The sequence below is a fragment of the Rhizobium sp. Root274 genome, from assembly GCF_001429245.1.
GTDB lineage: Bacteria > Pseudomonadota > Alphaproteobacteria > Rhizobiales > Rhizobiaceae > Allorhizobium.
Genome location: NZ_LMJE01000001.1, coordinates 1,373,812 through 1,388,130, shown reverse-complemented (window position 1 = coordinate 1,388,130; position 14,319 = coordinate 1,373,812). Strand labels below are relative to the sequence as shown.

12 protein-coding genes and 1 pseudogene are annotated in these 14,319 nt (G+C 61.9%); 9 read left to right on the top strand and 4 right to left on the bottom strand.

The genetic code is table 11. From position 1 onward, the window contains the following. The first annotated feature begins 31 nt into the window (after positions 1-31). From miaB to trmB, 8 genes and pseudogenes are all read left to right on the top strand, one after another. Positions 32-1,426 carry a tRNA (N6-isopentenyl adenosine(37)-C2)-methylthiotransferase MiaB gene (gene miaB / locus ASE36_RS06835; RefSeq protein ID WP_062276784.1) on the top strand — a complete coding sequence of 465 codons (1,395 nt, stop codon included), beginning with the start codon at positions 32-34 and terminating at the stop codon, positions 1,424-1,426. 36 nt (positions 1,427-1,462) lie between these two features. Further along, positions 1,463-2,518, top strand: a complete 1,056-nt coding sequence (locus ASE36_RS06830; RefSeq protein ID WP_062276782.1) for a PhoH family protein — start codon at positions 1,463-1,465, stop codon at positions 2,516-2,518. 19 nt (positions 2,519-2,537) lie between these two features. Then, entirely contained in the window at positions 2,538-3,044 is a 507-nt protein-coding gene (ybeY, locus tag ASE36_RS06825) for an rRNA maturation RNase YbeY (protein WP_062276778.1), read from the top strand. 12 nt (positions 3,045-3,056) lie between these two features. Further along, positions 3,057-4,202: pseudogene (locus tag ASE36_RS06820) on the top strand (hemolysin family protein); the annotation flags it as partial. 320 nt (positions 4,203-4,522) lie between these two features. Then, positions 4,523-6,118, top strand: a complete 1,596-nt coding sequence (lnt, locus tag ASE36_RS06815) for an apolipoprotein N-acyltransferase (protein ID WP_062276776.1) — start codon at positions 4,523-4,525, stop codon at positions 6,116-6,118. Between the two features lie 148 nt (positions 6,119-6,266). Continuing rightward, positions 6,267-6,686, top strand: a complete 420-nt coding sequence (locus tag ASE36_RS06810) for a helix-turn-helix domain-containing protein (protein WP_062276774.1) — start codon at positions 6,267-6,269, stop codon at positions 6,684-6,686. 164 nt (positions 6,687-6,850) lie between these two features. Next, on the top strand, positions 6,851-8,089 hold the full coding sequence (gene metK, locus ASE36_RS06805) for a methionine adenosyltransferase (RefSeq protein WP_062276771.1): 1,239 nt from the start codon (positions 6,851-6,853) through the stop codon (positions 8,087-8,089). Positions 8,090-8,096: 7 nt separating this feature from the next. After that, positions 8,097-8,798, top strand: a complete 702-nt coding sequence (gene trmB, locus ASE36_RS06800; RefSeq protein ID WP_062276768.1) for a tRNA (guanosine(46)-N7)-methyltransferase TrmB — start codon at positions 8,097-8,099, stop codon at positions 8,796-8,798. Positions 8,799-8,841: 43 nt separating this feature from the next. Here the strand turns inward: trmB and ASE36_RS06795 are convergent, their stop codons facing one another. Together ASE36_RS06795 and ASE36_RS06790 are read right to left on the bottom strand one after the other, a co-directional pair. Continuing rightward, positions 8,842-9,099 (bottom strand): DUF1150 family protein, encoded by a 258-nt coding sequence (locus tag ASE36_RS06795; RefSeq protein ID WP_062276764.1) that lies wholly within the window; start codon positions 9,097-9,099, stop codon positions 8,842-8,844. A gap of 48 nt (positions 9,100-9,147) precedes the next feature. Next, a complete protein-coding gene (locus tag ASE36_RS06790; protein ID WP_062276762.1) occupies positions 9,148-9,570 on the bottom strand; it encodes an Hsp20 family protein in 423 nt (140 codons plus the stop codon). Between the two features lie 148 nt (positions 9,571-9,718). On the opposite strand from ASE36_RS06790, the gene ASE36_RS06785 reads away from it, so the two are divergent. Next, positions 9,719-10,663 carry a nucleoside hydrolase gene (locus ASE36_RS06785; RefSeq protein ID WP_062276759.1) on the top strand — a complete coding sequence of 315 codons (945 nt, stop codon included), beginning with the start codon at positions 9,719-9,721 and terminating at the stop codon, positions 10,661-10,663. 94 nt (positions 10,664-10,757) lie between these two features. Here the strand turns inward: ASE36_RS06785 and ASE36_RS06780 are convergent, their stop codons facing one another. Next, complete coding sequence (locus ASE36_RS06780) at positions 10,758-13,103, bottom strand: methyl-accepting chemotaxis protein (protein ID WP_062276755.1); 2,346 nt, start codon at positions 13,101-13,103, stop codon at positions 10,758-10,760. A 236-nt stretch (positions 13,104-13,339) separates the two neighbouring features. Then, positions 13,340-14,239: a ribokinase gene (locus ASE36_RS06775; protein WP_062276752.1), complete on the bottom strand. Its 900-nt coding sequence runs from the start codon at positions 14,237-14,239 to the stop codon at positions 13,340-13,342. Between the last annotated feature and the right edge of the window lie 80 nt (positions 14,240-14,319).

Sequence of the window (14,319 nt, the reverse complement as noted above, 5' to 3'; positions counted from 1 at the left end):
ACCGCGCGCCGAAAACCACTAAATAGCCCGCATGACCCAGGACACCGTGACCCTTACCGACCAGCAGGCGCCGGGCGCCAACACGCGCAAGGTCTTCATCAAGACCTATGGCTGCCAGATGAACGTCTATGACAGCGGCCGCATGGCCGATGCCCTGGCGGCCGATGGTTATGCCCCGACGGAGGTCATGGAAGACGCCGATCTCGTCGTCCTCAACACCTGTCACATCCGCGAAAAGGCCGCCGAAAAGGTCTATTCTGCCCTTGGTCGCCTGCGCGAGCATAAGAAGGCCCGGGCCGCCGAAGGCAAGGAATTCATGATCGGCGTCGCCGGCTGCGTCGCCCAGGCCGAAGGCGAGGAAATCTCCCGCCGCGAGCCCGCAGTCGATGTGGTCCTCGGCCCGCAGACCTATCACCGGCTGCCGCAGGCCTTGCAGAAGGCGCGTCTGGGCGAGCGCGTGGTCGACACGGAATATGCGCTGGAAGACAAGTTTGAGCACCTGCCGGATCCGACCAAGGTCATCGGCAAGCCGCGCTCGGTCACGGCCTTTCTGACTGTTCAGGAAGGTTGCGACAAGTTCTGCACCTTCTGCGTGGTGCCCTATACCCGTGGCTCGGAAGTCTCCCGCCCGCTCTCCCAGCTTTTGACGGAAGCCCGTCGCCTCGTCGACAGCGGCGTGCGCGAACTCACTCTGTTGGGTCAGAACGTCAATGCCTGGCATGGCGAGGACGAAAAGGGCAGAGCGATCGGCCTCGGCGATCTTCTCTACCGGCTCGCTGAAATCCCCGGCCTTGCCCGTCTGCGTTACACCACCAGCCATCCGCGCGACATGGACGACCGCCTGATCGAGGCGCATCGCGATCTCCGCATGCTGATGCCCTATCTGCACCTGCCGGTGCAGTCGGGGTCCGACCGGATCCTGAAGGCGATGAACCGCCGCCACAAGGCATCTGAATACGTTGCCCTGATCGACCGCATCCGCTCCGTCCGCCCCGATATTGCGCTCTCTGGCGATTTCATCGTCGGCTTTCCCGGTGAAACGGATCAGGATTTCGAAGACACGATGAATCTCGTGCGCGAAGTGAACTATGCGCAGGCTTATTCGTTTAAGTACTCGACCCGACCGGGAACGCCCGGCGCCGATCTTCCAGATCAGGTCGCCGAGGACGTGAAGACCGAACGACTGGCGCGCCTCCAGGCGTTGCTGCTCGAACAGCAGCAGGCCTTCATGCAATCCCTGGTCGGACGCCAGATGGACGTGCTCCTTGAGAAGCCCGGCCGCATGCCCGGCCAGCTCATCGGACGCTCCCCCTGGCTGCAATCTGTGAATCTTGATGCAATGTCTTCGCAAATCGGTGACATTATACAGGTACGAATCACCGCAGCCGGCCCAAACAGCTTGTTTGCCGAGGTGGCAGAGGGTTAGAGTGAGGGCCTTAACCTGATCCAGGAGCCTGATCGCTTGAACGCAACAGAAGTGGTTTCCTCACCCTCGCGCAACATCAAAACCGCTGCGACCGACGCCAATCACTTCATCTTGACGTTCGAGAACAACAGGCTGGCCAGCGAACTCTTCGGCCAATTTGACCAGCATCTGAAGCTGCTCGAACAGCGGCTGCAGATCGAGGCCCATGCCCGCGGCAATTCCGTTGCCATCACTGGCGAATTGCAGGCGACTAATCAGGCCCGCCGCGCGCTCGATTTCCTCTATGCCCGTCTGCAGAGCGGCGGCTCGGTGGAGGCCTCTGATGTCGAAGGTGCAATCCGCATGGCGGTCGCAGCGGACGACCAGCTGACCTTGCCGACCCTCGAGCGCAAGGCCCGGTTGTCGATGGCCCAGATCTCCACGCGCAAGAAGACGATCGCCGCCCGCACGCCGACCCAGGACGCCTATATGCGCGCCCTTGAACGCGCCGAACTGGTCTTCGGCGTCGGCCCGGCCGGCACCGGCAAGACCTACCTCGCGGTTGCCCATGCCGCCCAGCTTCTAGAGCGTGGCGTCGTCGACAAGATCATCCTGTCCCGCCCCGCCGTCGAAGCCGGCGAACGCCTCGGCTTCCTGCCCGGCGACATGAAGGACAAGGTCGATCCTTATCTCCGCCCGCTCTATGACGCGCTCTACGACATGATCCCCGGCGACAAGGTCGAACGCGCCATCACCGCCGGCGTTATCGAAATCGCCCCGCTCGCCTTCATGCGCGGCCGCACGCTCGCCAATGCCGCGATCATTCTCGACGAGGCGCAGAACACCACCTCGATGCAGATGAAGATGTTCCTGACCCGCCTTGGTGAAAATGGCCGTATGATCATCACCGGCGACCCCAGCCAGGTCGACCTGCCGCGCGGAGTCACCTCCGGACTGGTCGAGGCGCTGCAGGTACTGAAGGGCGTCGAAGGCGTCTCTGTCGTCCGCTTCAAGGACACCGACGTCGTGCGCCACCCCTTGGTTGGCCGTATCGTTCAGGCCTATGACGCCAAATACAAGGTACAGGATGAAAGCGAGCAGGCCGATCCCTGACGGCCCGCCCAGACCCGATATGACGCAATTGGACATACAGATCGCCGTCGAGTCAGACGGCTGGGCCGACGAGACGGCGCTGGAGGCTTTGGCCTCCCGCGTGCTCGGCGCAGCGGAAACCTTTCTCGCCGAGGTCGAGAACCAGCCCTTTCCGGTGCAGCCGACGGAAGTCTCGCTCGTCTTTGCCGACGATGAAATGATCCGCGAGGTCAATGCCGAATGGCGCAACAAGGACAAGCCGACAAACGTTCTGTCCTTTCCCGCGTTTCCCCTCACACCCGGCAAGATGCCCGGCCCGATGCTGGGGGACATCATCATCGCCCGCGAGACCGTGGAGCGCGAAGCCGTCGAACTCGACAAGACGTTCGAGGACCATCTGACGCACCTCATGGTGCATGGATTCCTCCATCTCTTCGGTTACGACCACATCGAAACCGAAGACGCCGAGGAAATGGAAGCGCTGGAGACTCGCATTCTGGCGGAACTTGGCCTATCTGACCCCTATGCGGGGCAGGACCCCATCTGATAGTTTGGACCAATGAGCGACTTTGTGACAAGAACGGCCCCTGAGGCCAATGACGGACCTGAAGGCCCGTCGTCCGACGAGGGCAGTAGTCCTTCGCGAGCGGAAAGCTCGAACCGAAACTCCACCTCTTTCTGGGCTCGTCTCGCCCGCATCATCAAGCCGTCGTCGTCGACGAGCCTGCGCGAGGACCTGACGGTCGCGCTGAAGGCGGATGCGAGCCTGGGTGAGGCCTTCACGCCCGAAGAGCGGGCGATGCTGCACAATATCCTGCGCTTCCGCGAAGTGCGTGTCGAAGACATCATGGTGCCGCGCGTTGATATCGAGGCGGTGGACCAAAGCGTGACGATCGGCGAATTGATGACCATTTTCGAGGTCTCCGGCCGTTCGCGCATGCCCGTTTATGCCGAAACGCTCGATGACCCGCGCGGCATGGTCCACATCCGCGACCTTCTCTCCTATGTCACCAAGCAGGCCCGCAGCCGCCGCCGCGCACCCGCGCGTGCTGCTGTAAACGGCGCCGACAAGGTGGAGAAATCAGACAAGACGGCGAAGGCGAAGATCGATTTCGATCTTTCCCGCATCGATCTGTCCAAGACCGTCGCCGAGGCCGGCATCATCCGATCGATCCTTTTCGTCCCGCCATCCATGCTCGCCTCCGACCTGATGAGCCGCATGCAGGCCGCCCGCACCCAAATGGCGCTGGTCATCGACGAATACGGCGGCACCGACGGCCTCGTCAGCCATGAAGACATTGTCGAAATGGTCATTGGCGACATCGATGACGAACATGACGATGAAGAAGTCATGTTCAGCCGCATTTCCGATGACGTGCTGGTGGCGGACGCCCGAGTCGAACTCGAGGAGATCGCCGAGGCGATCGGCCCCGATTTCGACATCAAGGATCGCCTCGAAGACGTCGACACCCTGGGCGGCCTGATCTTCTCCGCGCTTGGCCGCATTCCGGCCCGCGGTGAAGTCGTGCAGGCATTGCCAGGCTTCGAATTCCATATTCTCGACGCGGATCCCCGCCGCATCAAGCGTGTCCGTGTCACCCGCAAGCGCGCCGCCGCCCGCCGCCGCTCGACCAAGGGCGAGGTCGAACCCCGTAACGACGAGGTCGAAACGGGCAAGACACGCACGCCGGCAAAATCGTCGGCGCCGGCCAAGGCGCCTCCCGCCCAGCCCGCAGAAGCCAAACCCCGTGCCGCGAAGGCGGAGCCCAAGCTACGCCGCAGCAGGCAGGCAACCGCACCTGCGGCACCGGTCGTGGACGAGCCTGAATTACCGGCCGCCACGAATGTGGTTCGTATGCCTGCGGCTGCGGCAACTGCCTCTCCTGCCGCCACGTCCTCATCCCCTGAGAATGGCGACAATTCCGCCTCCGGCGCGTAAAGGCCCCGCATCGTGAAGGCCGCGACATCCGCACGGAAGTTTGAAACACTGCCGGGCGGTTGATTCGCGGTAGCGGAGGGGTGTGCATGGAACGACTGGCCGGCAGGATTTTGCTGCTCGGAGGATGGCGGCGGGCAGGGCTTGCCGTCCTGGCGGGTGCTGTTGGCGCTCTTGCCATGCCGCCATTCGGCATCTTTGCAGCCATGTTCGTCTCCTTCACCCTGCTTGTCTGGCTTCTCGATGGCTTGACTGGGAATCCAGAACGCAGCGGAACCCTCAATCTGAGCGCCGCCTTCGTCACCGGCTGGCTCTTTGGCCTCGGCTATTTCGTCGCCGGTCTCTGGTGGCTGGGCAATGCGCTCTTGGTCGATGACAGCGGCTTTGCCTGGGCAATCCCGCTTGCCGTCCTCGGTCTGCCGGCCATGCTCGCCATCTTCTACGGCTTTGCCACCATGCTCGCCCGTCTCGTATGGTCCGACGGCATGGGCCGCATCGCGGCACTGGCCTTCGGCTTCGGCCTTGCCGAATGGCTGCGCGGCACGGTCGCCACTGGTTTTCCCTGGAATGCCATCGGTTACGCCGCCATGCCCGTGCCGCTGATGATGCAGTCGAGCTATGTGCTCGGCCTTTTCGGGGTGACGGCACTGTCGGTCTTCGTCTTTGCCGCACCCGCTCTGCTCGGCACCCGCCGGGGTTTGCTGCCCGGCCTCCTGATCGCCGTACTCCTCTCGGTAGCACATCTGGGATATGGCGGCTGGCGGCTTTATCTCGCTCCATCAGACACGGGAGAGCGGAAGCAGATCAGCGTCCGCCTCGTTCAGCCGGCCATCGACCAGGCGCAGAAGATGGAGAATTCCGATCGCGTCGGCATCTTTGAGAAACACCTGGCGCTCACATCGGCCCCCCCGCCCGAGGGTCGGAAAAGACCGGACGTAATTGTCTGGCCGGAAACCTCCATACCCTTCATCCTCACCGAAAATCCGGATGCCCTGGTCCGCATCGGCGACGTGCTTCAGGATGGCCAGGTGCTGATCACGGGTGCGGTGCGTGCCGAGGAACGCGGCGCGGGCCTGCCGCCGCTCTATTACAATTCCATCTACATGATCGACGACAAGGGTCAGATCCTGTCGGCCAGTGACAAAGTGCATTTGACGCCGTTCGGCGAATATGTGCCCTTCGAGGATGTGCTGCGCCGCTTCGGCATTGAAGAACTGATCAGCCTGCCCGGCGGCTTCTCGCCCGCCGCCAGCCGGTCGCCGCTCACTCTTCCATCGGGCATCTCCTTCTATCCGCTGATCTGCTACGAGGCGATTTTCCCGGGCGAAATCCCTGCGGATCTAGCGGGCGCAAACGCCATCCTCAACATCACCAATGACGCCTGGTTTGGCGCGACGCCCGGCCCCTACCAGCACTTCCTGCAATCCCGCTTGCGGGCGGTGGAGCGCGGTGTACCGCTCTTGCGTGATGCCAATAATGGTATTTCTGCCGTGATTGATGCTCATGGTGAGGTAGTGGACGGCCTGGCTCTGAACGCATCGGGCGCAGTCGATGCAACCCTGAGCATAGCTTCTGTGCCGAAATGGAACAATTTAGACCACAACCTAAACTTTTGGTTGATCCTGGGATCCCTTGGTTTCGTGGCGTCCATTTCTAGTCTGGGTTTTATTAGGCGAATGAATTGACCAAAAACCCCTAAAATTGCATAGTGGCTCCGACCGTGAGTCTGAAAGTATGCTGGAAGATCATCGACGACGGGTACAACGTATCGTAATGGTTGGGCGGGCATGGGGTTATGGTCGAAACGCCAACACATTTGTCAGGACGACATTAATGATCGAGAACAAGAAGAAGCCGAACCCGATTGACATCCACGTGGGTAGTCGGATTCGCCTTCGTCGCACGATGCTTGGCATGAGCCAGGAGAAGCTTGGTGAAAGCCTCGGCATCACATTCCAGCAGATTCAGAAATACGAGAAGGGGACCAACCGCGTTGGTGCAAGCCGCCTTCAGAATATTTCAAATATTCTGACCGTCCCGGTTTCTTTCTTCTTTGAAGATGCGCCGGGCGAGAATGCTTCTTCGTCAACCGGCATGGCCGAAGCCTCCAGCTCCAACTACGTCGTGGACTTCCTGTCCTCGTCCGAGGGCCTGCAGCTCAACCGGGCTTTCGTCAAGATTGCCGACCCCAAGGTCCGCCGCAAGATCGTCGATCTGGTCAAGGCACTCGGAGCCGAAGCCGATACCGAGTGATCGGTCATCGAACTTGGCGAAAAAAAGCGGTCCCCCCGGGCCGCTTTTTTTGACCCGTAGGGAAAAGTTTACTCACATAAAGATATATTTATGTGGTTGTGTTCTTGTCATGGAAACTTGAACTGGGTAACGATGCCGCCATCCATACTTTGAGGGGAATCCCGATGCGCGCCAACTATCTCTTCACCAGCGAATCCGTATCCGAAGGTCATCCGGACAAGGTTTGTGACCGCATTTCCGACGAGATCGTCGATCTCGTCTACCGGGAAGCGGCCAAGACCGGCGTCGATCCCTGGACAGTGCGCATCGCCTGCGAGACCCTCGCCACCACCAACCGCGTCGTCATCGCTGGTGAAGTTCGCCTTCCGCCGAGCCTGATGAAGACCGACAAGAACGGCAACGAGGTCATCAACCCCGCCAAGTTCAAGTCCGCCGCCCGCAAGGCGATCCGCGACATCGGCTACGAGCAGGACGGTTTCCACTGGAAGACCGCCAAGATCGACGTGCTCCTGCACTCCCAGTCCGCTCACATCGCCCAGGGCGTCGACAAGGCTGCCGATAGCTCCAACAGCGAAGGCGCCGGCGACCAGGGCATCATGTTCGGTTACGCCTGCAAGGAAACGCCGGACCTGATGCCGGCCCCGATCTATTACGCCCACAAGATCCTGCAGCTCCTGTCGACCGCCCGCAAGAAGGGCGAAGGGGATGTTGGCAAGCTCGGTCCTGATGCCAAGAGCCAGGTGACCGTCCGTTATGTCGACGGCAAGCCGGCCGAAGTCGCCTCGATCGTTCTCTCGACCCAGCATCTCGACGAGAGCTGGGATTCGAAGAAGGTCCGCCAGGTCGTCGAACCCTTTATCAAGGAAGCGCTCGGCGAATTGAAGATTGCCGACGACTGCGCCTGGTACATCAACCCGACCGGCAAGTTCGTCATCGGCGGTCCCGATGGTGACGCGGGCCTCACTGGCCGCAAGATCATCGTCGACACCTATGGCGGTGCAGCGCCTCACGGCGGTGGCGCCTTCTCCGGCAAGGACACGACGAAGGTCGACCGTTCGGCCGCCTATGCCGCCCGTTACCTTGCCAAGAACGTCGTTGCCGCCGGTTTCGCCGATCGCTGCACGATCCAGATCTCCTACGCGATCGGCATTGCCCAGCCGTTGTCGATCTATGTCGACCTGCACGGCACCGGCAAGGTCACCGAGGACGAGGTCGAGGCCGCCATCCGCAAGGTCATGGACTTGTCCCCGTCCGGCATCCGCCGCCATCTTGACCTGAACAAGCCGATCTATGCTAAGACGTCAGCCTATGGCCACTTCGGCCGCAAGGCTGGCCGCGACGGGTCCTTCTCCTGGGAGAAGCTCGATCTGGTCAAGCCGCTCAAGGACGCTCTCAAGGCTTGAAGGCAATATGACGGACGCGGAACGCAAGACGAGGTCGACCGAGGCATTCTTCGGTCGACGCAAGGGCAAGCCGTTGCGCGAGCAGCAGGTCGGGCGCATGGAGACCATCCTGCCCGAGCTCAAGGTCGATCTCGGTACGGCGGCTCCTGCTGACCTGAAATCGCTCTTCCCAGTACCCGTCGAAAGGCTCCGTCTCGAAATCGGCTTCGGCGGTGGCGAGCATCTCGTTCACCGCGCCCGCACCAATCCCTCCACCGGCTTCATCGGCGTCGAACCCTTCGTCAATTCCATGGCAAAGCTCCTCGCCGTCGTGGAGGCCGAGGGGTTGAAGAACATCGCCGTCTATGACGATGATGCCGTGCAACTGTTGGATTGGATGCCCGAAGGCCAGATCGACCAGATCGACCTTCTCTACGCCGATCCCTGGCCGAAGAAGCGCCACTGGAAGCGACGCTTCGTCTCGCAGGTCAATCTGGAGCGTTTCCATAAGGTCTTGAAGCCCGGCGGCACCTTCTGCTTCGCCTCCGATATTGACACTTATGTCAACTGGACGCTGCAGCATTGCCGCGATCACGGGGGCTTCGACTGGACGGCGCGCAATGCCAGTGACTGGCTCTCACCCTATGAGGGCTGGCCGGGTACGCGTTACGAAGCCAAGGCCCGTCGCGAAGGCCGGTCCTCGGCCTATCTCACCTTCATCCGCCGCTGATCAGCCTCGTTAGAGGCCGACACCATCCAGTCTGGCGTCTCGCTCAATGCAGCGAAACGGTTTTCAGATCGTCTTCGGCTGCCTTGAAGAAGGTGCTCGAACGGTTGTCTGTCAAAAGGATCGGCGTGCCGTCTGCGGCAAACAGGGCCCAGAGGTCCAGAGTCGGATCGATCTCCGGCGCTTCCGGAAAGCAGCGCAACACTTCGTCCGATTTCATCTTGCGAATATAGCCCACTTCGCCGGCTCCGAGATGAGCCAGTTCGGATTGCGTCAGGCGGGCTGAAGCTTCTTTCATTAACATTCCGAGCCTCCACATGCGGGGGAGAGGCGGCAAACCATGCCGCAATCCTCATTGTGCGGCGGAGATGTTAATTTTCCTTACCAGATGGACCGGTGCCATGCGGATGATTTCGATCGAAAGCAGGCCGTTGCGCAAACTCGCCCCGGTCACCTCCATACCCTCTTCCAGCCCGAAAACGCGCTGGAATTGCCGGGCTGCAATGCCCCGGAAGAGGAAGTCCTGCTCCTCGCGCTCCGCCTGCCGGCCGGTGATCGAAAGCTGCCCGCCCTCAACCGTCACATCCAGTTCGTCTTCGGTGAAGCCGGCGACGGCAAGGGTGATTCGCAGCCGGTCCTGCCCCTTTTCAGGGGGCAGCCTTTCGATGTCATAGGGCGGATAGCCGTCACTGCCTCTTGGCCGGCGAAGGGGAACCTCCTCGGCGAGACTGAATGTGATGATCAACCCGTCAGTGGGCAGTCGGCTCCGGCTCATGCTATCCTCTGCTTGGCATCACCGGCTCAGGAGGCCGGTTTCCATCGCCCCGAATATGGGGAGCTTCGCGCGGCGCGACAAGCGGTGGAATGCTTGACAAACGCCATCCGGACCGCCAAGCCTCGCGCTTTCGACATCAGGACACCCCATGACAGAACCTCGGAAAATCATTATCGACACCGATCCGGGCCAGGACGATGCAGCGGCCCTTATGCTCGCCTTCGCAAGCCCGGACGAACTGAACCTTCTCGGCATTACCACGGTCGCCGGCAATGTGCCGCTCTCCTATACGAGCCGCAACGCCCGCATCGTCTGCGAACTCTGCGGCCAGCAGGACCGCGCCGTCTATGAAGGCGCCGAGCGGCCGATGGTACGCCCCCTCGTTACCGCCGAGCATGTGCATGGCAAGACCGGCCTCGATGGCGCGGTTCTCCCCGAGCCGACGATGACGGTGCGGCCTCAACATGCCGTCGATTTCATCATCGACACCATCCGCCGCGAGCCGGCAGGCACAGTCACGCTCTGTACGCTCGGTCCGCTCACCAATATCGGTCTGGCCCTCGAAAAAGCCCCCGACATTGCGCCACGCGTCAAGGAACTGGTCATGATGGGCGGCGGCTTCTTCGAAGGCGGCAACATCACGCCGGCCGCCGAATTCAACATCTATGTCGATCCGCATGCGGCAGCTGCCGTCATGGGCTCCGGCATCCCTGTCACCATGATGCCGCTCGACGTTACCCATCAGCTGATGACGACCAAGGCCCGCGTCGCCCGCATCGCCGAAATCGGCACGAAGCCCGCCGCAACCATGGTCGAGTGGCTGCAGTTCTTCGAGCGCTTTGACGAGGAAAAATACGGCTCCGACGGCGGTCCGCTGCATGATCCGACAGTCATCGCCTACCTCCTGAAGCCGGAGCTCTTCGGCGGGCGGCACTGCAATGTCGAGATCGAGCTGCAGTCCGAACTGACGGTTGGCATGACCGTCGTCGATTGGTGGCGCGTCTCCGGCCGCAAGCCGAATGTCCAGGTCATGCGCGAAGTCGATGCCGACGGTTTCTTCGATCTGCTCATCGAGCGTTTCGCCCGCCTCTGAGGGCGCCGCCCATGTCATTGCCTGAGCTGAAATGCAAAGGGCCGCCAAAGTCTGGCGGCCCTTTCTCGGTTTTGAGCAGATAGTTCAGAGGGTCTCAGAACTCTTCCCAGCTGTCGCCGCCCGATGACGCACCGCCGGAGGCGGCGACTTTGCGCGGTGCAGGCTGGTAGGCAGGCGTCTTGGGCGCCGCCGTGACCGGAGCCCCCGATGGCCGCCGCATGATCTCCGCCGTGCTCCGCAGCGAAGTCGTGGCATGCGCGCTGCCGCTGACCTGGAACCGCGCGACGAGATCCCGCAGATTGTCGGACTCGCTGCGCAGCGCCATGCTGGCTGCCGTTGTTTCCTCGACCATCGCCGCATTCTGCTGCGTCACCTGGTCCATCTGGTTGACCGCCGAATTGACTTCCTTGAGGCCGGACGCCTGTTCGCTGGCCGAGGCGGAGATCTGCAGGATCAGGGCGTTGATCTGCATGACCTGATCGGAGATCTTCTGCAGGGTTTCGCCGGCCTGGCCGACCAGCTCGACGCCGTCCTTCACCTGTGCGCCGGATGCGTTGATCAGCGCCTTGATCTCCTTGGCCGCATTGGCAGACCGCTGGGCGAGCTCGCGGACTTCCTGGGCGACGACGGCAAAGCCCTTGCCGGCTTCACCCGCACGGGCGGCCTCCACCCCGGCATTGAGCGCCAGGAGGTTCGTCTGGAAGGCGATTTCGTCGATCACACCGATGATCCGCGAGATCTCCAGCGACGACTGCTCGATGCCATGCATCGAGGCGACCGCCCGTCGGACAACCTCACCGGATTTCTCCGCATCCTGAACGGCAACGCTCACCGTATTGGCCGCAACGCCGGCATTGTCGGCGCTCGAATTCACCTGCTCCGTCAGCTCGTTCAGCGCGGCTGCCGTTTCTTCGAGGCTGGCGGCCTGCTGTTCGGTCCGCTTCGAGAGATCGGCTGCACTTTCCGAAATCTCGCTCGTCCCGGCGCTGATGTTGACGACGCTCGTGTTGACCGATGCGATCGCCTGTTCGAGTGTCGCGACGGCGCCGTTGAAGTCGCGCTTCAGGGCGGCGTATTCCCCGGGAAACTCCTCGGCAATCCGGAAGGTGAGGTTGCCGCGCGACAGCTCAGCCAGACCGTTGCCGAGGGCGGAGACCACGTGCTGCTGCGTCGCCGATGAGGCGGTGCGTTCCTGCTCGTTGCGACGGCGTTCGCCTTCGGCTTCGTTGCGCTGTGCATCCGCTTCGGCCGCCAAAACGCGGCTTTCAGCCAGGCGATGGCGGAACCCGTCGAGCGCCTTCGCCACCATGCCGATTTCGTCCTGGCGATCCTGGTTCGGTACGCTATCGTCATAGCGGCCGGTGCTCAGAACAGTGACGCTGTCGACGAGCCCGGAGAGAGGCTTGCGAACGAAGCTGCGCACTGCCAGGTAGAGTGCGGTCATCACGGCAAAGAGCACGATGAAGCCGCCGATGATCATCATGTAGGTCTGCGACTGCACCGGCGCGCTGATCGCGGCATGGGGAACATCCACGAGGATAACCCAGTTGGCGTTCACGTCGGGCAGCGAGAACGGATAGACCACACGGTCGAAGGAGGCGTCGCCCTCGCCGAGATTCTTGACGATGCCGCCGGTCAGAGACGTCAGGGACGACTTGACGAGGTCTGCACCGGCGCCGTCATAGTTCTTCATTTTCAGGTCGGGCGTCGGAGCGACGATCCATTTGCCGGTCTGCGAGAGCAGCGTGACGCGGCCGGTTTCGAACGGATGGAGCTTGTTCAGCTTGTCGGCCATGGCTTTAAGCGAAATATCGACGCCACTCACGCCGATCAGCTTGCCGCCTGCCATCACCGGATAGGCGATCGAGGTCATCGCAGTGTTCTCACCGGTGGTCGATTCCGCATAGGGCTGCGTGATCGCGCCCTTGCGGCTCTTGGCAGCCAGCGAATACCACTCGGCATCGTAGCCAGAATCGAAGGTCGAGAAGGTGAAGCCGCCGTCCTTGCTCTTAGTCCAGTAAGGATTGAATGCGCCATTCTTCGCAGAGCCGGTCTCCGTGTTGCCGGCCAGGTTCGGTGACTGGCCGTCAAAGGCGTTCGGCTCTTCGCCAAACCAGCTGCCGAACGCAAAGGCGTTCTGTTCGAGATTGGCCTTCAACACGTCGACGACGGATTTGCGGTCGAGATATTTGCCCTCCTGTGCGCGTCCGATCACGCCAGCCATGGATCGGGCAGCGCCTGCGAGTTCACCCACCGAGCCGGCCACATCCGTGGCGATAGCCTTCGCTTCGGCCTGCGCCTGGGCCATCGTCAGGGCTTCGACGCGTTCGCGAGTCTGGAGAATGAGGAAGAGGTTCGAGACAAAAAGGACGGTCGCGATGGCGGCACCCGTCACAAGTATTAGTTTGGCGGCCAACGACTTCATTGAAAAAATGGACATTGCTACCTCGGGGTCACATGAAAGATGACGGCATTGGAGGCGCGTGATGCGTTCGCAATGCTGGAACATGCTCCATCATGGAGGCACGGGCACAAGCAACCAGCCGCGAAAGGGTTGGCTTCGACGGCAAAGATGAATCGCCAATCCTAAATATTGATTAAAGACAGAAAGGTGGAAAAGCCTGAAAAACAGCGCTTTTCCGGATGTTTTCGATCGCCAGGAATCTCTGAGACGTTTTATGTCCTGGCCGCGACATCCGCCGCCAGGGGGATCGACGGTTGGGCACCGGCCGTCAGGCAGGCCAGCGACCCTGCCACCGCCGCCCGGCGAAGTGCCGCGCCGAAGCCCAGTCCTGCATCGAGGCTTGCGGCAAAATAGCCGCAGAACGTGTCCCCGGCGCCCACGGTGTCCATCGGCTCGATCTTCAGTCCCTGCGCCTTGTGCAGCATGTCGCCTTCGGCGGCGATCACGCCTGCAGCACCGAGCGTGATGATCAGCACCTGCCCGGTCTCGCGATGCATGGCAAGCGCCGTCTCTTCCCGTTCGGCAGCGCTCAGCCCCTGGCGCCCCGCCAGCAATTCGAATTCCGTCTCGTTGGCAATCACAACGTCGGCGAGCTTCGCCAGCGTCGAGGCTTCTGCCGTCAGTGGCGCCAGGTTGAGAATTGTCCGGACACCGGCGCTCTTGGCAGCATTAAGGGCCGCTTCCACCGCCGGAGCCGGCACTTCCAGCTGCAGCATCAGCGTATCACCGGCCTTTAGAGCCGAAACGGCGGCTTCAGCCTGCCCGGCATCCACGGTGCCATTGGCACCGGCCACCACCGCGATCATGTTTTCGCCGTCCCCGCCCACCAGGATCAGCGCCGTACCAGTCGGCCCGTCCACTGTTTTGACGCCCGTGAGGTCGGTTCCCGCATCTTTGAGAAGAGACAGCGCCGGCGCTGCAAATTCGTCACGGCCGACAGCGCCCACCATCAGGACATCGGCACCGGCGCGGCGGGCGGCCAGCGCCTGGTTCGCACCCTTGCCGCCGGCAGCCGTCGCAAAACTCGTGCCCGCCACCGTTTCACCAGGAACCGGCAGGCGTGGCGTGGTGGCAACGAGATCCATGTTGATGGAGCCGAAGACGGTGATCATGAGCGCGCGAGCCTCCCTAAAGCAATTCCAGAGCATGAAGGGCGACGCTGACGGCGCCGGATCTGCTCCGGGGTGTTGCG

Coding starts and splice junctions, on each gene's coding strand:
- miaB (WP_062276784.1), top strand. CDS start 32: ATGACCCAGGACACCGTGACCCTTACCGACCAGCAGGCGCCGGGCGCC.
- ybeY (WP_062276778.1), top strand. CDS start 2,538: ATGACGCAATTGGACATACAGATCGCCGTCGAGTCAGACGGCTGGGCC.
- lnt (WP_062276776.1), top strand. CDS start 4,523: ATGGAACGACTGGCCGGCAGGATTTTGCTGCTCGGAGGATGGCGGCGG.
- ASE36_RS06810 (WP_062276774.1), top strand. CDS start 6,267: ATGATCGAGAACAAGAAGAAGCCGAACCCGATTGACATCCACGTGGGT.
- metK (WP_062276771.1), top strand. CDS start 6,851: ATGCGCGCCAACTATCTCTTCACCAGCGAATCCGTATCCGAAGGTCAT.
- trmB (WP_062276768.1), top strand. CDS start 8,097: ATGACGGACGCGGAACGCAAGACGAGGTCGACCGAGGCATTCTTCGGT.
- ASE36_RS06795 (WP_062276764.1), bottom strand. CDS start 9,099: ATGTTAATGAAAGAAGCTTCAGCCCGCCTGACGCAATCCGAACTGGCT.
- ASE36_RS06790 (WP_062276762.1), bottom strand. CDS start 9,570: ATGAGCCGGAGCCGACTGCCCACTGACGGGTTGATCATCACATTCAGT.
- ASE36_RS06785 (WP_062276759.1), top strand. CDS start 9,719: ATGACAGAACCTCGGAAAATCATTATCGACACCGATCCGGGCCAGGAC.
- ASE36_RS06780 (WP_062276755.1), bottom strand. CDS start 13,103: ATGTCCATTTTTTCAATGAAGTCGTTGGCCGCCAAACTAATACTTGTG.
- ASE36_RS06775 (WP_062276752.1), bottom strand. CDS start 14,239: ATGATCACCGTCTTCGGCTCCATCAACATGGATCTCGTTGCCACCACG.